Source organism: Chryseobacterium sp. (assembly GCF_029240215.1).
In the GTDB taxonomy this organism is placed as follows: Bacteria; Bacteroidota; Bacteroidia; order Flavobacteriales; family Weeksellaceae; genus Chryseobacterium.
Map to the genome: position 1 here is coordinate 26,863 of NZ_JARBTK010000005.1, position 19,236 is coordinate 46,098.

17 protein-coding genes and 1 tRNA gene are annotated in these 19,236 nt (G+C 33.9%); 14 read left to right on the top strand and 4 right to left on the bottom strand.

Annotated features, from left to right (window positions below):
* The first annotated feature begins 5 nt into the window (after positions 1-5).
* The 6 genes from K0R77_RS11860 to K0R77_RS11885 all read left to right on the top strand — a co-directional run bounded on the left by K0R77_RS11860 (position 6) and on the right by K0R77_RS11885 (position 5,319).
* Positions 6-1,019 (top strand): RNA ligase, Rnl2 family, encoded by a 1,014-nt coding sequence (locus K0R77_RS11860; RefSeq protein WP_300352456.1) that lies wholly within the window; start codon positions 6-8, stop codon positions 1,017-1,019.
* Between the two features lie 208 nt (positions 1,020-1,227).
* Positions 1,228-1,791 (top strand): metallophosphoesterase, encoded by a 564-nt coding sequence (locus K0R77_RS11865; RefSeq protein ID WP_300352458.1) that lies wholly within the window; start codon positions 1,228-1,230, stop codon positions 1,789-1,791.
* Between the two features lie 189 nt (positions 1,792-1,980).
* Positions 1,981-2,526: a 3'-5' exonuclease gene (locus tag K0R77_RS11870; protein WP_300352460.1), complete on the top strand. Its 546-nt coding sequence runs from the start codon at positions 1,981-1,983 to the stop codon at positions 2,524-2,526.
* Between the two features lie 27 nt (positions 2,527-2,553).
* Positions 2,554-3,102 carry a 3'-5' exonuclease gene (locus K0R77_RS11875; RefSeq protein ID WP_300352462.1) on the top strand — a complete coding sequence of 183 codons (549 nt, stop codon included), beginning with the start codon at positions 2,554-2,556 and terminating at the stop codon, positions 3,100-3,102.
* 623 nt (positions 3,103-3,725) lie between these two features.
* Positions 3,726-3,802: transfer RNA gene (locus tag K0R77_RS11880), tRNA-Lys, on the top strand.
* Positions 3,803-4,221: 419 nt separating this feature from the next.
* The gene (locus tag K0R77_RS11885; protein ID WP_300352464.1) at positions 4,222-5,319 is read left to right on the top strand and encodes a slipin family protein; all 1,098 of its coding nucleotides are present in this window, start codon (positions 4,222-4,224) and stop codon (positions 5,317-5,319) included.
* A gap of 288 nt (positions 5,320-5,607) precedes the next feature.
* On the opposite strand, the gene K0R77_RS11890 is transcribed toward K0R77_RS11885, so the two are convergent.
* Complete coding sequence (locus tag K0R77_RS11890) at positions 5,608-6,054, bottom strand: VOC family protein (protein WP_300352465.1); 447 nt, start codon at positions 6,052-6,054, stop codon at positions 5,608-5,610.
* A gap of 366 nt (positions 6,055-6,420) precedes the next feature.
* Here K0R77_RS11890 and K0R77_RS11895 point away from each other — a divergent pair, with 366 nt between their 5' ends.
* Entirely contained in the window at positions 6,421-7,509 is a 1,089-nt protein-coding gene (locus tag K0R77_RS11895; protein WP_300352467.1) for a TROVE domain-containing protein, read from the top strand.
* A complete protein-coding gene (locus K0R77_RS11900; protein WP_300352469.1) occupies positions 7,506-7,937 on the top strand; it encodes a hypothetical protein in 432 nt (143 codons plus the stop codon). The genes K0R77_RS11895 and K0R77_RS11900 overlap by 4 nt, the downstream gene beginning before the upstream one ends.
* Positions 7,938-9,282: 1,345 nt before the next feature.
* Here the strand turns inward: K0R77_RS11900 and K0R77_RS11905 are convergent.
* Positions 9,283-9,642 carry a helix-turn-helix domain-containing protein gene (locus K0R77_RS11905; protein ID WP_300352471.1) on the bottom strand — a complete coding sequence of 120 codons (360 nt, stop codon included), beginning with the start codon at positions 9,640-9,642 and terminating at the stop codon, positions 9,283-9,285.
* A 7-nt stretch (positions 9,643-9,649) separates the two neighbouring features.
* Complete coding sequence (locus K0R77_RS11910; RefSeq protein ID WP_300352473.1) at positions 9,650-10,063, bottom strand: transposase; 414 nt, start codon at positions 10,061-10,063, stop codon at positions 9,650-9,652.
* 616 nt (positions 10,064-10,679) lie between these two features.
* On the opposite strand from K0R77_RS11910, the gene K0R77_RS11915 reads away from it, so the two are divergent.
* The gene (locus K0R77_RS11915; protein ID WP_300352475.1) at positions 10,680-12,218 is read left to right on the top strand and encodes a SulP family inorganic anion transporter; all 1,539 of its coding nucleotides are present in this window, start codon (positions 10,680-10,682) and stop codon (positions 12,216-12,218) included.
* A 203-nt stretch (positions 12,219-12,421) separates the two neighbouring features.
* Here the strand turns inward: K0R77_RS11915 and fusA are convergent, their stop codons facing one another.
* Positions 12,422-14,488 carry an elongation factor G gene (fusA, locus tag K0R77_RS11920; RefSeq protein ID WP_300352477.1) on the bottom strand — a complete coding sequence of 689 codons (2,067 nt, stop codon included), beginning with the start codon at positions 14,486-14,488 and terminating at the stop codon, positions 12,422-12,424.
* A gap of 557 nt (positions 14,489-15,045) precedes the next feature.
* Between fusA and K0R77_RS11925 the strand changes: the two genes are divergently transcribed.
* From K0R77_RS11925 to K0R77_RS11945, 5 genes are read left to right on the top strand one after another with little or no spacing between them, the layout of a single operon-like run.
* On the top strand, positions 15,046-15,720 hold the full coding sequence (locus K0R77_RS11925) for an HAD family hydrolase (RefSeq protein ID WP_300352479.1): 675 nt from the start codon (positions 15,046-15,048) through the stop codon (positions 15,718-15,720).
* 2 nt (positions 15,721-15,722) lie between these two features.
* Positions 15,723-16,547: a phosphoribosyltransferase family protein gene (locus K0R77_RS11930; RefSeq protein WP_300352480.1), complete on the top strand. Its 825-nt coding sequence runs from the start codon at positions 15,723-15,725 to the stop codon at positions 16,545-16,547.
* The gene (locus K0R77_RS11935; RefSeq protein WP_300352481.1) at positions 16,537-17,091 is read left to right on the top strand and encodes a TerD family protein; all 555 of its coding nucleotides are present in this window, start codon (positions 16,537-16,539) and stop codon (positions 17,089-17,091) included. The genes K0R77_RS11930 and K0R77_RS11935 overlap by 11 nt, the downstream gene beginning before the upstream one ends.
* 6 nt (positions 17,092-17,097) lie before the next feature.
* Positions 17,098-18,264, top strand: a complete 1,167-nt coding sequence (locus K0R77_RS11940) for a toxic anion resistance protein (protein WP_300352482.1) — start codon at positions 17,098-17,100, stop codon at positions 18,262-18,264.
* Positions 18,265-18,302: 38 nt separating this feature from the next.
* Positions 18,303-19,223 (top strand): hypothetical protein, encoded by a 921-nt coding sequence (locus K0R77_RS11945; RefSeq protein ID WP_300352484.1) that lies wholly within the window; start codon positions 18,303-18,305, stop codon positions 19,221-19,223.
* Positions 19,224-19,236 lie beyond the last annotated feature (13 nt).

Here is a 19,236-nt window from a genome sequence, read left to right on the forward strand (position 1 = left end):
AAAAAATGATTTTCAAAACATATAACTCTATAGAAAATGCTTACCAAGCCCGCGTGATCGATCAGATAAGGTTGCAGGGTTTTGGTGATGAGGTTTTCATTGTACAGGAAAAGGTTCACGGTGCTAATTTCTCTTTCTTTACCGACGGAAAGGAGATTAAAATCGCAAAAAGAACCGCTTTCATCGAAAAGGATGAAAAATTCTATAATGCCCATCAAATGTTGGAACGTTACAGAAAAAACGTAATTGATTTGTTCGAAAGAGTGAAAACTATTCATTCGGATTTGGAAACTGTAGTGATCTACGGTGAATTATTCGGTGGCGGTTACAAACATAAAGAAGTTGAGCCCGTAAAAGAAGCTATAAAAGTTCAAAAAGGTGTTGAATATGCACCTCACAACGAATTTTATGCATTCGATATTAAGTTAAACGGCACTACTTATTTGGATACAGATTTGGTTAATCAAATTTTCGAGGAAACCGGATTTTTCTACGCTAAAATCTTATTTCAAGGGACTTTGGAAGAGGCTTTGAAGTTCCCTAATGTTTTCGATTCTAAAATTCCGGCTTGGTTGGGATTACCCGAAATCGAAAATAATATGTGTGAAGGAACGATCGTTAAAACTTTGAAAACCAAATATTTTGGAAACGGCTCAAGAGTCATTTTGAAAAATAAAAATGAAAAGTGGACTGAGAAATCTAAAATGGTTAGGAAAGACAGACCAATTCAAAAAGAAGTTCGTTTCAGTGAAAATGCTCAGAATATTTGGGAAGAAATCCAAAAATATGCAACTGTAAACAGGTTGAACAACGTTGTCAGCAAAATTGGTGAATTTGAACTCAAAATGATTGGGAAAGTGATTGGTCTTTTTGCACAGGATATTTTGGAGGATTTTGAAAAAGATTTCCCGAAAGTTTTCACAACCATCGAAAAAGACGAAGAGAAAAGAATCAATAAAAAGTTGAATTCTTTGGTCATTGACGTTGTGAAAGAAGAGTTGATGACTTTAAAAGTATAGTTTCGGTAATTTATTATCGAAACTTTTTAATGTAATTAATTTAAACCATAAATTTTCTATCTCGTTTGTCATTCCGTAGGAATCTAAGCAAAGTTTTTAGAATAAAGATTTAACAATTCACGTTTAGATTCTTTCAGAAATAGAAGATTCGACGGAGTCAATGACAAACATTATGTAAAACTTTTTTAATTAAAAAACAAAATCAAAAATGAAACCCAATATATTTTTTACAGCCGACCATCATTTTAGTCACGAAAATATTATAAAATTTTCCGAAAGACCTTTTGAGTCTTTGGAACAAATGAATGAAGAGCTTATCAAAAGATGGAATGAGAAAATCGGAGAGAATGATATTGTCTACCATTTAGGCGATGTGAGTTTAGGAAAACCTGATGTTACAAAGGATATTTTGGAGAGATTGAATGGTAAAATCCATTTAATAAAAGGCAATCATGAATATTCTGCACTGCGGGTTTCGGATAGATTCGAATGGATTAAAGATTATCACGAACTTTCCATTGAAGATGAGGAAGTAACTCAGGGTAAACAGAAAATGATTCTTTTTCATTACGCAATGCATACCTGGAATGCGTCACATCACGGAGTTTGGCAGCTCTACGGTCATTCTCACGGAACTTTATCCGATGATGAAAAGGCTTTAAGCATTGACGTTGGAGTCGATTGTCACAATTTTTATCCGATTTCTTACGAGGAAGTCAAGGAATTAATGAAGGCTAAAAAGTGGACACCACCTTTTGCTCCAAGAAATTAAAAATGCTCCTTTCGGGGAGCTTTTTTTGAAATTATTTTTTTACTGCGTAAATAGAATGCGTACTCGTGGTTTTATCTTTGCAGTGCTTTAGCAGCAATTCTTCTTTAGGGTATTTCTTCCCGCTTTTTTTCCAATTTAGTAAAACCGAATGCAGATGAATAAAAAATATGTAGAATAAAAAAAATTAAAATGAAAACAACAAATCAAATATTAATTATCGACTTAGAAGCCACTTGTTGGGAAAACGACAGAATTCCCGCTGGTCAAAAAGTCGATATTATAGAGATAGGAATTTGCGAATTAAACAGAACAACAAAAGCAATTTCCAAGAAACAAAGCATTTATGTCATTCCGGAAAGGTCTAAAATCAATAAATTTTGTACAGATTTGACAGGAATTACTCCAAAATTGATAGAAGAAAAAGGAATTCATTTCGAAGAAGCCTGTGAGAAAATTAGGAATGAATATGATTCAACTTCGCTTACCTGGGCTGGTTTTGGAAATTTTGATAAAGAGCAAATCATGGAACAATGTGACTATCTCGGTATAGAAAATCCTTTTTCCGAAAATTATCTGAATGTGATGCATCAATTCAAAAATTATAATGGACTTCATAAAATGATGGGTTTAAAAAGAGCTCTAAAGTTCCTGAACATGGATTTTGAAGGAAATCATCACAGCGGGGCAGACGATGCTTACAATGCTGCCAAAATTTTGAGAGAGATTTTGGAGTAATTTTTTAACAATAAACAATTTAAAAAAGTGAAAACAACAGACAATATATTAATTATAGACCTCGAAGCAACGTGTTGGGATGACCGCCCGCCGAGAGGTCAGGAAAGCGAAATCATAGAAATCGGCGTTTGTATTATGGATGCAAAAACCGGTAAGATTTCACAAAATGAAGGAATCTTAGTGAAACCTCAATATTCAAAAGTAAGTCCGTTTTGTACGGAACTGACTTCCATTACTCAGAAAATGCTTGATGAAGATGGCATTTTGCTAGAAGATGCATTAGATATTCTGAGAGCAGAATACGATTCTGAAGACCTGACTTGGGCGAGTTATGGAAATTATGATTTGAATATGCTTCAAAATCAGGCAAGAAGATTCAATGTCGATTATCCTTTGAGTGATGATCATATTAATGTGAAAACATTATTCGGACAAACGCATCCGACCGTCAGAAAAAGTGTCGGAATGGCAAGAGCTTTAGGCGAGTTGAATTTTAAGCTTGAAGGCACTCATCACAGAGGTGTGGATGATGCAAAGAATATTGCGAAAATTTTGTATTGGTGTTTGCAACAATAGTAATGTAAAAATATAGCAATGTAGAAATGGCTTCCTTTTATGGGGAGCTTTTTTATTGACATAGGAAAATGGAGCGTTAAGAAAATTAATTCTGTGAACGTTAAGAAAATTCTACTGTTTGAGCGCGAGACCAATATTGAATCGAAGAACCAATGCCGAATTCGCGCGAGTTTTAGAATTTTTAGAGAACAGAATTAATTTTTAGCGTAAGTTTCCAAGTCTTGTCCCGAAGCTTCGGGATTGTTTCATTTGTTTTAAGACAAAAGAAAATTATAAAAAAAAACACATTAAAATATTCTACGCAAAAACATTGCGCAATAACGTCCTTACTTTGCATCATCAAAATAAAACAATACTAAAATTTTGAAAACAGATTTTAGTCAAAATATCAGGCAAGTCTTGTTGAGTGTTTCTGTATAGCACCATTGCAGGAGATTTTGTTGAGAAACATTAATTTTTTCTGTTCAACTTGATTTGAAGGTTTCAGGAGTTTGCCAAAAAACTTCTACCATGCGCTATGGGTCGAAGGTTCGAATCCTTCTATTTCCGTTAGGGAATATAACTCAGTTCGGTTAGAGTAATAGCTTTTTTGGATGCGAGGGTTCGACTCCCTCCCTCACTTCGGATGAGGTAGCTCAGTTGGTTAGAGCACTACACTTTTAATGTAGGTTGAAATAGACTCAAAATCTATTTTTAGTTAGAGCTTGAATATCTCGTTAAAAATATTCACCATGGAAAATTTGAGTTTTTTTCAGTTGTTGAATCAACATTTTGAAAAAGCTTGTAAGAAAAGATTTTTTCTGGAAATAAAATTTACTTTATGAGTAGTCAATAATTGGACTGAATTTTCTAAGAAGGACGATTTTCCGCGTGAGCGATGGTAACGAATATCCTTTTTTGTTTGCAAAAAAGATAGAAGTGAACGTAGCGACCCGAGTTGTTGCTTTCAGCGATGGCAAGGGACACGCCCAGGATCTGATTCATTAGAAAATAAGTTTAAGAATACTATTCTGAAATGAATGGAATTTTGTGAAAAACTTTCCTTCCGCCATTTTTGGAAGAGAGAATCTCGAATTTTTCTTTTTTAATTAAAATTAATAACACTTAAAATAAAATATGATGTTTAAAAATGTACAAATTAAAGCGTATCAGATTGGTTTAGTTTTCAAAAACCGAAACTTAATTGAGATCTTAAAAGAGGGTAATCATTGGATTTTTGGGAATAAATCTGTGGAAATTCATGAAATGAAAAACCAGTTTACAACGACTGAAGACCTGAATCTTTTATTGAAAAATGAAGGTTTGAATTCAATGTTGGAAGTTGTTGACGTAAAAGATGGTGAAATCGTTTTGGTACAGGAAAACGGAATCTTCAAAGAAGTTTTGAATGTTGGCCAGTATGCTTTCTGGAAAGGTGTTTTGAATAGAGAATTTCAAAAAGTTGACTTAACGAAAGTCGAGATTACAGAGAAAATCTCCAAAACGATCTTAGAAAATATGAAGTTGAAAAATTTCACAAGAAAGTTTGTGGTGACGAATCAATATAAAGGATTATTGTTAATTGACGGAAAATTAACCAAAGTTCTGGAAGCCGGAACTTACTATTTCTGGAACAACGAAATTTCTCTTGAGGTAAAAGCCATTGATACGCGTACGCAACAAATGGAAATTGCAGGTCAGGAACTTTTAACGAAAGATAAAGCGATGCTTCGTATCAATTTCTATGTGCGTTTTCAGGTGGAAAACATTGAAAAAGCCTTGATGGAAAATAAAGAATATGATAAGCAATTATATATTTTGATGCAATTGGCTTTACGTGAGTTCGTTGGAGCTTTGACATTGGATGAATTGCTGGTGAAAAAAGATTCTGTAGGAAAAGAAATCCTTGAAAATCTTGGCAATAAAGCCGAAGATCTTGGTCTGAAAGCTTCTGACGCGGGAATCCGTGACGTGATCCTGACCGGAGAAATGAAAGAAATCATGAATCAGGTTTTGATCGCCGAGAAAAAAGCTCAGGCCAACAGCATCATGCGTCGTGAGGAAACGGCTTCCACAAGAAGTTTGTTGAACACCGCAAAACTGATGGAAGAAAACGAAGTCTTGTGGAAACTGAAAGAAATGGAATATATGGAGAAAATCGCCGACAAAATTGGAGATATCACCGTTTCTGGAAACAGTAATATCCTTTCTCAGCTGAAAGAGATCTTTGCAAAATAAAACTAATAATCATTACTATAAAGGTGGGCTTCTGTAAAAAGAAGCCTGCTTTACAAACAGCCTTGTAGCTTAAAAGGAAAAGCCTACGGCAAAATATTGCTTACCGTAGAGTTTGCGGATATTCCGGTTAGACGTGCGCGGACTAATGGGTAGAGTTTACAGAAGCACCGAAAATCTTAGGAGAAGTAGGGAAGCGTATTTACAGCCGCAATGCCAATAGGGAATGTGAGTTCGAATCTCATCAAGGTTACAAAAAATGACAGATCTAAATTTTAGATTTGTCTTTTTTTATTTGTTTTCCAACCATTTTTCATAGGAAATGACTCCCAACTCAGGTTTTCCTTCTCCTTCCAAAATAGAAATAAATTCCAGTTGATTTCCATCCGGGTCATTAAAATAAATTGCTAAAGCCGGCATCCACGCAAAAACCATTGGCTCATCAATTCCGTCTTTTAAAAAGTTGTAAGGTTTTAAATTTTTATTTTTCAAAAACTCAACGGAATAATTTAAAATATCTTCTTTATCAGCGGAAAAAGCAAAATGTCTCGTCTGTAAATCTTCTTTTTGCTCCCACAAACCAAGCATTGCTTCTTTATTTTTTCCGATCCATAAAAATGCAATTGGACGGTTTCCATCATGATGAGCAAATTCTAATCCTAAAACTTTAGTATAAAATTCTATTGCATTTTCCAAATTACTTACCAGTATGTGAGTTTCATATAATCCTTTTATCATAGCTTACATTTTAATGTACACAAAGCTAGACAACGGATTTCCAAAAACTCCAAATTAGCAATTCCTTTATGTAAAATGAATGATAGATAGATTTTATTCATTATAGACTCTACAGCATCTTTGTCATTCCGTAGGAATCTCAATAATACTTTTAATAATGAAACCGAGATTCCTACGGAATGACAAACTTTATGGTATTGTGATGTTTGAAAACTATTCAGCGATTAATTAATCAAAAAAAATAAAACTTTTTCACAAATATTTTAATTACGCAAAAACACTGCGCAATACTATTCTTACTTTGCATAAGAAATCAGAGAGGAAGTGATAATCCTCCAAAAATGTTTAACAAAAAAAACAGTAACCATGAAATTTAATTTTTTAAGAAAAGAGAATAAAGTAGTCATGAACTACGAAGGTGCAAAAGCTTATACAATGAAACCTGCAGAAGAACTATACAGTGCTGTTGTTACAACAGGATTATCAAACGCAACCTATGAAAAGGGAAATGACAGATTGGCGAGAATCCAGTCTCTGATTCAGAAAAACGATCCTGAATTCGTTGCAAAATTGGCGGTTTATGCAAGAAAAGATATGTATTTGCGTTCAATTCCGTTGGTTTTGACGACCGAATTAGCGAAACAAACTTCAGGTACTGACTTGGTAAGCAGAACCGTTGACGGAGTGATTCAAAGAGCAGACGAAATCACGGAATTGTTGGCATATTATCAATTAGCCAACGAAAGAACAGAAACAAAAAAGCTGAACAAACTTTCAAAACAAATTCAAAAAGGTTTGGTAAAATCCTTCAATAAATTTGATGAATACCAATTCGCAAAATACAACAGAAAAGCTGATGTTACGTTGAAAGATGCCTTGTTCTTGGTTCACCCAAAAGCAAAAGACGAAAATCAACAAGCAATTTTCAACAAAATCGTCAATGATTCGTTGGAAACTTCATATACTTGGGAAGTTGAACTTTCGGTTTTAGGTCAAACAAAATTTGCTAATGATGCGGAAAGAAAATCAGCTTTCAAAAACAAATGGGAAGAATTGATTTTCAGTAACAAATTGGGTTATATGGCAACGTTGAGAAACTTGCGAAACATCATAGAAGCGAACGTTTCTTCAGACGCGATGTACAAAGTATGCAACTATTTGTCGGATGAAAAAGCAGTGAGAAATTCAAAACAATTGCCATTCAGATTTTTGGCGGCGTACAGAGAATTGAAAACGATCGATTCACCTTACTTGTCATCAATCTTAGAAGCATTGGAAGATGCGGTGATGGTGAGTGCGAAAAATATCAAAGGTTTTGGTTTCGATACTTCAGTTGTGATCGCAGCAGACGTTTCCGGTTCGATGCAACAGCCGGTTTCTCCGAAATCTAAAGTTTTGCTGTACGATATTGGTTTGTTGATGTCGATGATGTTGCAGTCACAGTGCAAAATATGATTTCAGGTATGTTTGGTGACCGTTGGAAGAGAGTTCCGATGCCTAAAAACGGGATATTGAGAAACGTTGATGCGTTCTACAAAAGAGAAGGTGAAGTTGGTTACTCCACAAATGGTTATTTGGTGATCGAAGATTTGATCAGAAAAAGAGAAAAAGTGGATAAAGTAATGTTGTTCACCGATACTCAGCTTTGGGATAGCAATGGTGGTAGAAATTCTTTTGAAAATTCTTGGAATCAATACAAAAGTTTCAATCCAAATGCAAAATTGTATATTTTTGATTTGGCAGGTTACGGAAAACAACCGTTGGATGTCAGAAAAAATGATGTATATCTTATCGCGGGTTGGTCCGACAAAATTTTCGATGTACTGAATGCTTTGGAAGACCGAAAATCATCGGTAGCAATAATAAAAAAAGTAGTGCTGTAAAAGGCACTGCTTTTAAAAATAAAAACTAATAACCAATTTTTTTAGAAGCTATTTCCCGCTTGGAATTTATGCTGAGCGAAGTCGAAGCACAGCACTATATCTTTTTCTCCAACGCTTTTTTTCCAACGCCAATTCAGAAAAAGGATGCCGTTTCAATCAGGGCTATAAGGAGACAATGTTTAACTAACAGTTTGTCATTCTGAACTAAACGTAGTGAAGTGAAGAATCTCAACAAATATTTCAAGAGATTGTTTCATCATTTCATTCCTCGCAATGACCTAAAAAATAACCGATGCCGTAAGAAAAGAAATCCTTCGACTTCCAATTGAAAAATGAGTCTTTTCGCAAATTGCTCGGTTTTAAATAACCAATGTCGTTACCATAAGAGTTCCATCGATCAAACTTATAACTTGAACAACATTCAAAACTCTTATAACCTGTTACTTGGTTTTCATTTAAAATAATTTTAACTGCGTAAAAAGAATGCGCACTAACGCAATAATTTTGTAACAACAAAAAGTAATAACCATAAAATTAAAAAAAGTAAGTGTCGTAAAATAGAGTTACTTCGTTAATGGGCAGTTATACAGGTTCGAGTCCTGTTCCCGAAATTCGGGATGGCGTAATTGGTAGTGTGCTGTACACGAGTTCTGTTTGATTTTTTACCTTACTTAAAAACAATCGATGTCGTAAGAAAGAGTTCCTTCGAATCCAAATTGAAAAAAGTCTCTTTCAAATTTTTGCTCGATTATAAAAACTATAAACATTAAAACTATAAAATAAAAATCAAGTGTCGTCTTAGAATCATACTTCGATATCCAAACATTGGGTCGCAGGTTCGAATCCTGCCTTTCTTAAGGAAAGTAGCTCAGTTGGTAGAGCAAATGCACTGAAAGATTCTTAATTTTTTACCTTGATTAATAAGAGTGTCGTAGAGAAAACTTACTTCGGTAAATCTTATGATATTGGTTCAACTCCAAAATAAGCCATGAAAGATGGCTTATATATTGGTTTTCTCGCCTTTTACCTCTTTTATAAAAATAATAACAAGTGCCGTAGAATAGTGTTACTTCGCTATCAACGACGGGGTCGCGGGTTCGAGTCCCGCCTCTTCCACAACGAAACACAAATTTAGAAGGGAGAGTAGCTCAGCTGGTTAGAGCGCGACTGCGCTTTTTGATTGTTGCCTTGTTTTTTAATATTAAAGTGTCGTAGAGAAAAGTTCCATCGTCACATTTTGGGGAGGAATAACGAGGCAGATAATTCCTACAAGGTTATCCGGTTCGACTCCGGCACAGACTTGCCCCGTTCTTTTCTCGATTGTTGCCTTTATTACAAAAAAATACTACGTTTTGGGCGTAGTATTTTTTGTTTGATTTTGTTGAATGTCTTCTTCGCAGATTTTCTTCCATTTAGCAATGGTTGTTCTGCTGATTTTATATTGCTTAGAGATATAGTTGCTCGAAAAACCGTGCTGTTTTTGATACATCAGAATTTTAAGCATCGTTTCTTTATCATATGTTCTCAGCTTTTGGTTGTTTTCCTGGCTTTCTTTTGACTGTTTGAAAACCTTTTCGTTAAACCTGATCACTTCTTCACTGGTATTGAGGTTTTCTAAAAGTTCTTTGACTTTTGCGTCTTTCAATTTTTCAGGATGTTCTGCAAGCAGAAGATCATGATAAATTTTACTGTAATTTGGTTTCATAATGTTCTTATTTTTTCTGAAGCCATCTGTGAAGTGTGCTCTTTGGTATAGAATACTCTTTGATAACATCTGCCTGCGTCATTTCCCCGGTATCAATTTTTTTAATAATAAAATTCTTGATTTCCTGAGTGTAAATATTTTTTCTGAATTGCGGTGTGTTGCCAGATTTTTGTTTTGTTTTATTCACGGCCGATGGTGGAGCATACAAAATAAGATGAGAGCTGTAAAGTCTAAAAAAATCATACTCCAGCAATTTTGACCATCGTAAAAGAATATCGGTATCGATCGATTTGCTCTCATAAACATTATTTACAAAATCCTCATCTTTACTCAGAAAGTTGCATATTCTAGTCATTGCAATCTCTTTCTGATCTACAAGTTCCTTTATTACTTTGCCAATATGTATTACTTTGTATAACATTTGTAAATAAAATTTTTATTTTAAAACATTTTTCATAAATCTGTTCATTTATTGAGTTAAACCAAAACTCATTGAAAATTCCAGAGCTGGTTTTTTGAAAAACGAAGGATTATTTCATTGTATTATGTTTAAAATCAACGTTTTATAATTTATTTTAAATATTTTACATTTTGTAATCTGGTTTTTTGCTTGTCAAAGTCGAGGGAAGTTCTTTGATTGCAAAAGTGTCTAAAATTCTCACAGAGAATATCTGTTTAACATTTCAAAAATACATAAAAATTGCTAATAAATACTAAGTTTGAATTTAATTATAATTAATAATAATTAAATTATGTTGATGATTGATTGGTTTAAACTATTTTATGATTTGAAATGTTTTTATTATTTGGCTTTTTGTTTAAAATATTTCAACAAAGGAAGCTTGGTTTTGTTGCGAAATTCTTTCATTTTAAAAGATTGTATAAGTAAATGCTACTTTTTACCTTTGTCAAAATATAAATAGTCGTTCGAATTGTAAATATTGTGGCGTAAACGCATTAGAAATGCTAAAAGATGATCGTTGAATTTTAATCAATTTCATATTGTTTTTTTATGAAATATGTAATTATTTAAAAGAATGAAGTATACTGTTGCGCTCTTTGATTTTTCAAAAAAGATCAACTATAAAAATGAACTTTTAGCCGGGTTTACCGTTGCAATGACCATGATTCCGGAATCGCTTTCATTTGCAATTTTAGCAGGACTTTCACCCTTAACAGGTTTGTACGCAGCCTTTATGATGGGATTGGTTACGGCGATTTTAGGCGGTCGTCCCGGAATGGTTTCCGGTGGAGCAGGAGCGACTATCGTTGTTTTGATTGCTTTAATAAAATCTCACGGTGTAGAATATCTCTTCGCAACGGTAGCTCTCGCAGGGATTTTTCAATTATTAGTAGGATTTTTTAAGCTCGGAAAATTCGTGAGATTAATTCCACAACCTGTAATGTATGGCTTTTTGAATGGTTTGGCGGTCATTATTTTCATGGCACAAGTTGAACAGTTCAAAATTACCGATGCCAATGGAGTTGTCGGCTGGTTACAAGGAACATCCTTATATATAATGTTGGGTTTAACAGCTTTGACGATTTCAATTGTTTACTTTTTTCCAAAAATAACGAAAGTTATTCCAGCTTCTTTGTTTGCAATTTTAATCGTTTTTGGAATTGTTTTAGGATTTGGAATTAATACTAAAACTGTTGCAGATATTGCCCATATCAGTGGAAATTTACCTAGTTTTCACATTCCTAAATTGCCTTTTTCTTCGGAGACTTTACAAATTATTTTCCCTTACGCTATGATTATGGCAGGAGTTGGCTTGATCGAATCTCTTTTAACATTATCCATGGTTGATGAAATCACAAACTCAAAGGGAAATACCAATAAAGAATCTGTCGCCCAGGGAATTGCCAATATTACCAACGGTTTTTTCGGAGGAATGGGAGGTTGTGCGATGGTTGCACAAACTTTAGTGAATCTAAATGCGGGTTCAAGATCAAGATTATCCGGAATTATTGCATCAATTACGATTTTAATAATTATTCTTATTGGTGCTCCTTTCATTGAAAAAATCCCGATGGCAGCGTTGGTTGGGGTAATGATGATGGTGGCAGTCAGCACTTTTCAGTGGGTTTCGATTAAAATTGTCAATAAAATGCCGAAGTCTGATATTTTTGTCGGAATGACGGTAGCTTTAATCACCATTCTTCTTCATAATTTGGCGTTGGCAGTTTTAGTAGGAGTTATTATTGCGGCTTTGGTTTTTGCCTGGGATAATGCGAAAAGAATTCGGGCAAGAAAGTATATTGATGAAAATGGGGTGAAGTATTACGAAATTTTCGGACCATTATTTTTCGGTTCTGTAATGAATTTTACAGAAAAATTTGATCCTGCAGATGATCCCGAACAAGTTGTAATTGATTTTAAAGAGAGCCGAATTGTCGATATGAGCGCGATTGATGCGTTGGATAAATTGTCGAAAAAATATAATGAGTTGAATAAAAAACTTCATTTAAAACATTTAAGTGAAGATTCTGTAAAATTATTGAAAAAAGCACAAGCAGTCATTGAAGTCAATATTCAGGAAGACCCAACATACAAAGTGATGCCTGAAAAATAATGTTAGAATGTCATTGCGAGGAGCGAAGCGACGAAGCAATCCCAAACATCTGTGTAAATCCGTGAAATCCGTGGGGAAATAAATTTTTAGTAAGAAAAAAAATCTGCATAATCAGCAAAATTTGCGAGAGAAAAGAAAAAACTAACAATTCACCTTATTAACCCAAACAAGGACTGCAAAATAAATTTACAGCCCTCGTTTTTTTAGGTTATTAATGTATTTGCAATGAAATCGGGCACTAAAGCATAGTGCGACAATTTCATGCTGATCGAAGCTCTTCCGCTTGTCAACGTTCTCAGGTCAGAAATATATCCGAAAGTAGAAGCCAAAGGAACTTCCGCTGCGAAAATTTTTCTGCCTGATTTTTCATCAATCGAAGTAATCATGCCTCTTCGTTTGTTGATGTCTGCCGTAATAACTCCGGTATATTCTTCAATACTTTGAATCTCAATCTGCATGATCGGTTCCAATAATTTCGGTTTGCATTGTTTTGCAGCCTCTCTGAAACCGTCTCTTGCAGCAATTTCAAAATCTAAAGCATGAGAATCATTACTGTGAGTCGAGCCATCTAAAAGCGTAATTTTCATACTTTCCAAAGGATTTCCGCTCAACGGACCGTTTTCCATTGCCTCTCTGAAGCCTTTTTCAATCGAAGGAATAAACTCACCCGGAATCACACCGCCTTTAATTTGATTAATGAATTCCAAACCAATTTCATTATTCTCACGAGGTCCGATTTCAAAAGTGATGTCCGCGAATTGTCCGCTTCCACCGTTTTGCTTTGAAAGTTTCTCTCTGTGTTTTCGGGTTTCGGTTAAAATTTCCCGGTAAGAAACTTTCGGTTTTCCTTGATTGATTTCAATTCCGTGATTTAATCGGATTTTTTCTAAAGTAACTTCAAGGTGCAATTCACCTAGACCGCTCAACAAAGTTTCACCTGTTTGTTTGTCCCTTTCAACAACTAACGACGGATCTTCTTCCTGGATTTTAGCTAAAACCAAACCAAAAGATTTCTCATCAGCATTCGTTTTAGGTTCAATCGAAACCCGGATAACTGGAGCAGGAATCGAGATGGATTCTAGCAAAACAGGTTTTTCAATGGATGATAAAGAATCGCCTGTTTTGGCATCTTTTATTCCTGTTAAAGCAACGATGTCACCTGCTTTTCCTTCTTCAATCGTTAAGGTTTTGTCTGACTGCATTTGTAAAATCTTAGAAATTCTGAAATTTTCACCCGTTCTTACATTTAAAACCGTGTCTCCGGATTTTATCTTTCCTGAATAAATTCTAAGCATCGCCAGTTTACCCATATGTTTATCAATAACGACTTTGAAAACCAGTCCTGAAAAAGTTTCTTCTTCATTTCTTTCAAGTTCGATTGTTTTTTCTGTTTTCGCATCTTTTCCTTCAATAGAAGGCAATTGATTCGGAGCAGGAAGATAATTTACAATCGAATCAAGCAATGGCTGAACTCCTTTATTTTTAAAAGCAGAACCACATAAAACAGGAACTAAACTTCTGGATCGACAAGCTCTTTTTATCGCTTCAACAATCATTTCCTTAGAAATTTCCGTCTCAGAATCCATGAATTTCTCAAAGAAAGTTTCGTCAAATTCTGCTAATGTTTCCATTAATTTCATTCTCCATTCATCAGCTTCCGCTTTATAATTTTCCGGAATTTCTTTTTCAATAATGGTTTCTCCGTGTTCATCGATCCAATACAAAGCTTTTTGTTTGATTAAATCAATAACTCCTTCAAAATGATCTTCAGCACCAATCGGAATTTGTAAAGCTAGAGGAACTGCATTAAGTTTGATTTTAATTTCATTTAAAACCGCAAAAAAATCAGCTCCGATTCTGTCCATTTTATTAATGAAACAGATCTTTGAAATTCCATGTTTCTCAGCTTGAAACCAGACGTTTTCCGTTTGTGGCTGAACTCCCGAAGAAGCGCAGAAAACTGCAACAACGCTGTCTAAAACTCGTAAAGAACGTTCAACTTCTACCGCAAAATCAATGTGACCGGGAGTATCAATAATGTTGATATTAAAAATAGTCTGATCTTTTTTCCATTGTGTCGAAATTGCCGCAGATGAAATAGTAATTCCTCTGTTTTTCTCCTGAATGTCTTTATCCATCGTGGTATTTCCTTCATCCACATTTCCTATTTTATGGATCATTCCGGTGTAATAAAGCAATCTTTCCGTGAGCGTTGTTTTTCCGGCATCGACGTGCGCTATTATCCCTATATTTCGTGTGTTGTATTTCATTTGTTAAATTTAAATTGTTGATTTTTAAGGTTGTAAATAAATTTTAAGCACAAGATTGTAATGATTCTTACATTTATTTCAGTAAGAAGTTTTCTTAACGTTAAAATTTTAGGCAACCAACTTGAATTTTTGAAAGCTGGAAATAGGGTAGCAAAAAAGACCTATCTGAATCGATAGGCCTTCGTTATATTTTTGTTTTTATAAAGGTCGATCGTTATTCAGATAAATATTCAGTGCTACCAAAGTACACAGCTCTGATAGGATTGTTTAAAGTTATAATATTTATCATTTTTGTTGACATTATTGATTGTTAATCGGGTGCGAAATTATAAAAAATATTTAAATGACAAAAAATTTTTTTATATTTTTTTGAAAAACGAAAATTGATCTGAGTTTCAACTTCTGCCGAAACTCTTAAATAATCTTAAAAAAAATTAAGATTCAAAGAAAAATTTTATCTTTGAAATGAATTCAAACACAATTGATTTAAAAAATAATACATGACACATTTTAAATCTTTTTCAATAAAAGCTAAGAACAATTAAGTTAAAACCATTTTGAAAACAGATATCGATATTCAAAACCATGCTCATTTTTCTTTTGATCTATGGCTCACTTTAATCAAATCTCATCCTCAATTTAAAGCAAAAAGAGTTGAGCTCTTCGCCTCTTTTTTTGAAGTAAATAAACCGATCGATGAAGTTTCAAAAGTCGTGAAATATTACGATGATCTTTGTAATTCCATTAATGAAGTGATTGGCGGAAATGTAGACACATTTGAGATTTATCTGCTGATCTTAAATTCTTTGGATGTTGATCTGAAACAATTAAATAGAGAAAAATTAAATGAGTTTTACCAAAAAAGTGAAAACTTATTCTTAGAATATAAACCTGTTGTGATTTTCGAAAATTTGCACAACTTTTTTGATGAAATTAAAAATCAGGGAAAGTCGATCAATATTTTGAGCAATACAGGTTTTATCAAAGGAAAAACGATGAGAAAATTCCTGATTAATGAAAATCTTGATCAGTACATCGATTTTCATATTTATTCTGATGAGATTAATTGTTCAAAACCAAATCCGCAAATATTTCAGGAGGTTAAAAATCTGATTAAAAATCAGGATTTGCAAATGAATCAAATCTTACATATTGGTGATAATCCGGTTGCCGACTACAAAGGAGCAAAGGATTTTGGTTTCAACGCACACTTACTTCAACACAAAATATAATTATGAACAAAAGGTACAGCTTACACCACATTCATTCGGCGGATGAATTTACTTTCTCCCCCGCAGAATACAGCTATTTCAAATATGGCGATAAGTCGTATGCAGAAAAATTTGCAAAAGAATTATTCGAAGGATTTATTGCCGAGCATGAAGATATTTTAGATGAAGACAAAGAAATTGTGGTTTTACCAAGCCCGTATATGGCGATTCCGACGGCTTCTAACTTCTTATGTTTTTACTTTAAAAAACAACTTGATTTTTATTTGTTTCAGAAAGGAAAAAAGTCGAGTATTTTATCAAAAATCAACAGAAATCACACTTATACAACTGATTATGGGAATCTAAGTTTTGAAGATCGTAAAAATTTAATTGCTAACGATACTTATTACCTGGATAAAGATTTTCTTAGAGGAAAACTTTGTATTTTTATAGATGATATTAAAATCACCGGAAGTCATGAGTTTACAGTGAATAAAATATTGGATGAATTTGACGTGAAGGCAGATTTTTTATTCATGTATTATGCTGAACTGATGAATTTTGATCTTGATCCTAAAATTGAGAACTATTTTAATTATTATGCAGTAAAAAATGTTGAACACATTGCAGAAGTAATGATAAAGTCAAGTTTCCAGTTTAATACAAGGATTGTGAAATATATTTTAGGCTTAGATTCAGGTAATTTTGATTATCTTACGTCTAAAGTAACAAAGGAACATATGGATAATCTGCTGGAACTGGCAATCAGCAATAATTATCATTTAATAAAAGAATACGAAAACAATATAAACACTTTAACGCAAACCGAATTATATTATGGCTATTAACTTACAGAAAGGACAAAGAGAAAATATAAACGCACCTAAATTTACCGTAGGTTTAGGCTGGGACACCAATAATACATCTACCGGTGGTGCATTTGATCTGGATGCATCTTTATTCTTGCTAGATGACAATAAAAAACTGGTTTCAGACAACCACTTTATTTTTTACAACAACCTTGAGTCTCCTGACAAAGCGGTGATTCACTCCGGTGATAATTTGACGGGAGATGGAACGGGAGATGACGAGCAGATTAAGATCGATTTGACCAAAATCGATGATGCTGTGAAAGAAATTACCGTTGTAGTAACGATTCATGATGCTGATGCAAGAAGACAAAACTTCGGACAGGTAAGAAATTCTTTCATCAGGATTTTTAATACAGATACGAATGAAGAAATCTTAAAGTATGAATTAGATGAAGATTTCTCTATCGAAACTGCAGTAGAATTCGGAAGAATCTACAACAGAAACGGAGAATGGAAATTCGAAGCTGTAGGAAGCGGACAAAGAGAAGGTCTTGAAAAATTTGTATCAATTTATCAATAATTTACTATGGATAATCAACCCAATGAAAATATAGATCCGCTTCAGTCGATCGAACCCTTGAAGACATTTGAGCCAACTCCACTTCAACCGGCACAGCCAACTCAAAATTCTGCTCCGGCAGTTTTGGTTGACAGAGACGGGAATGTGAATTTAAGCCAGATTCAGGATGCAGAACGTCATAAGTATGAGTTGTTGGCAAATGCAATTGATGAATCTAATCCCGGCTCTATCGTAAATTTCGGTTCAGATCTGCAGAAAACTTTAGCGAATCAGAGTGACAGTTTCTTAGGAAACGTACGAAGATCAAACTCAGGTGAAGTAGGAGAATTGATCAATAATTTATTGATTGAATTAAATTATGTTGACGTTGATGAGATAAACGGAAGCAAAGTAAAAGGTTTTCTTAGCAGACTTCCTTTCATGAAAAAGATGATGACCCAAGTGGATAATCTTTTTGCTAAGTATGATAAAATCACAAGCAATATCGATCAGATTTCTCACAAAGTAAACGCAGGAATCATTACTTCGACTAAAGATAATGCGGTTTTGCAGACGATTTTTGACAGTAATGTAAACTCAATCAAAGCTATTGAAGATCTGGTGATTGCCGGAAATCTGAGAATGGAAAAAGCAGCTGTAGAATTGGCTGAAATGGAAACCAATGTTCAGAATTTTGCTGATTACCAAATTGCTGACAAAAGGGATTTCATCAACAGATTAGACAGAAGATTAGCTGATTTAAAAGTGGTACGTCTGATTATGATGCAGTCACTTCCGCAAATCAGACTGGTACAGAATAATAACGTTTCGATTGCTGAAAAAGCACAAACGATTTTAACGACCACTTTACCTGTTTGGAAAAATCAGCTTTCATTAGCAGTTGCAATGCACAGACAGCAGCAAAATATTGAAGTTCAGCAGAAAGTTTCTTCTACTACAGAAGAAATTTTGAGAAAAAATGCAGAACGTCTGGGTCAGAATTCAATCAACGTAGCGAAAGCTAACGAGCAGACTATTGTTTCGGCTGAAACACTAAAAGAAACTACTGCAATGCTGATTAATACGTTGAACGAAGTGAAGCAGATTCAGAAACAAGGTACAGAAAGCAGAAGAAAACTTGATCAGGATCTTCAGACTTTAGAATCAGAATTAAAAGCTAATATAAGAGGGTAAAATAGGGCAAAAGCGTGAATGATGAGGTTGTAAACATAATGTCCCAAAGCAGAAGAAGATTAACAAAGCTTAAACTTCTCTCTAATTTCTTTGAAAATATTGATGTCATATCGGTGTACATAAAAACAGATATTATTCATAAATTATTCGAAGAAAACAAGACTTTAGATTACAGTAAACTTGAACTTTTCCATTTGCAGTATACTGACAGCCTGATAGAACTGTTGACGAAGATCAAAAAGAAAAAAGAAAATGATCTGTTGGCAGTAATTAATGAAATTAATATCAACAATCAATATATTGATGCTTTTGAAGAAAAAAAAGTAGATAATTTTGAAACAGACAGAAAGTTCTACAGCGGAGTTTTTTCTGAACATTTAAGAAAGCTCTATAAAGATCTTACTGAAGATAAATTTTCTCTGAACTGGAATGACGTTCTATATTTTCACAAAAAATATGCAATAGAATTCTACAGAACGGAAGCTGATGAAACTAAACTGAAAATGGGGAATGTTCCGTCATATCAGTATCAGGATTATTCGATCGAGAGAAAATTGTTGGGGAAACTGAATATTCAAAATTTTAAAGTTCGTTTCGTTTGTGGTTACAGAATTGGACGTGATGAATATGAGCTGTTTAAGATTTTTCAGTCTGATGAGCATTTCATTTTTAACGTTGAAGAAAGAAGGTTGTATTTGATTGATGATGAATTGTCCTATTTAGATACTTCAGAAAACGAATCGAATCAGGCTTCGGTTATGAATCAGCTTAAAAGAAGAAATGAAGAGCTTGAGGAAACCATTCATGAAAGAAAAAGAATTCTTCCGGAAGGAGTAGACAATGTTTTAAAAGATTATCTCAAAAATATCGAAAGCGTAGATATTATGAGCAAAATATTTGATGTCAACGAAGAAACCAATATTCTTCGTGCAATGCTCAATTTAAATTTAAACAATTAAACTAAATTTTAAT

Excerpts from the sequence above, each read along its gene's own strand:
- K0R77_RS11860 (WP_300352456.1), top strand. The coding sequence starts at position 6 with ATGATTTTCAAAACATATAACTCTATAGAAAATGCTTACCAAGCCCGC.
- K0R77_RS11865 (WP_300352458.1), top strand. The coding sequence starts at position 1,228 with ATGAAACCCAATATATTTTTTACAGCCGACCATCATTTTAGTCACGAA.
- K0R77_RS11870 (WP_300352460.1), top strand. The coding sequence starts at position 1,981 with ATGAAAACAACAAATCAAATATTAATTATCGACTTAGAAGCCACTTGT.
- K0R77_RS11885 (WP_300352464.1), top strand. The coding sequence starts at position 4,222 with ATGTTTAAAAATGTACAAATTAAAGCGTATCAGATTGGTTTAGTTTTC.
- K0R77_RS11890 (WP_300352465.1), bottom strand. The coding sequence starts at position 6,054 with ATGATAAAAGGATTATATGAAACTCACATACTGGTAAGTAATTTGGAA.
- K0R77_RS11895 (WP_300352467.1), top strand. The coding sequence starts at position 6,421 with ATGAAATTTAATTTTTTAAGAAAAGAGAATAAAGTAGTCATGAACTAC.
- K0R77_RS11900 (WP_300352469.1), top strand. The coding sequence starts at position 7,506 with ATGATTTCAGGTATGTTTGGTGACCGTTGGAAGAGAGTTCCGATGCCT.
- K0R77_RS11905 (WP_300352471.1), bottom strand. The coding sequence starts at position 9,642 with ATGAAACCAAATTACAGTAAAATTTATCATGATCTTCTGCTTGCAGAA.
- K0R77_RS11910 (WP_300352473.1), bottom strand. The coding sequence starts at position 10,063 with ATGTTATACAAAGTAATACATATTGGCAAAGTAATAAAGGAACTTGTA.
- K0R77_RS11915 (WP_300352475.1), top strand. The coding sequence starts at position 10,680 with ATGAAGTATACTGTTGCGCTCTTTGATTTTTCAAAAAAGATCAACTAT.
- fusA (WP_300352477.1), bottom strand. The coding sequence starts at position 14,488 with ATGAAATACAACACACGAAATATAGGGATAATAGCGCACGTCGATGCC.
- K0R77_RS11930 (WP_300352480.1), top strand. The coding sequence starts at position 15,723 with ATGAACAAAAGGTACAGCTTACACCACATTCATTCGGCGGATGAATTT.
- K0R77_RS11935 (WP_300352481.1), top strand. The coding sequence starts at position 16,537 with ATGGCTATTAACTTACAGAAAGGACAAAGAGAAAATATAAACGCACCT.
- K0R77_RS11940 (WP_300352482.1), top strand. The coding sequence starts at position 17,098 with ATGGATAATCAACCCAATGAAAATATAGATCCGCTTCAGTCGATCGAA.
- K0R77_RS11945 (WP_300352484.1), top strand. The coding sequence starts at position 18,303 with ATGTCCCAAAGCAGAAGAAGATTAACAAAGCTTAAACTTCTCTCTAAT.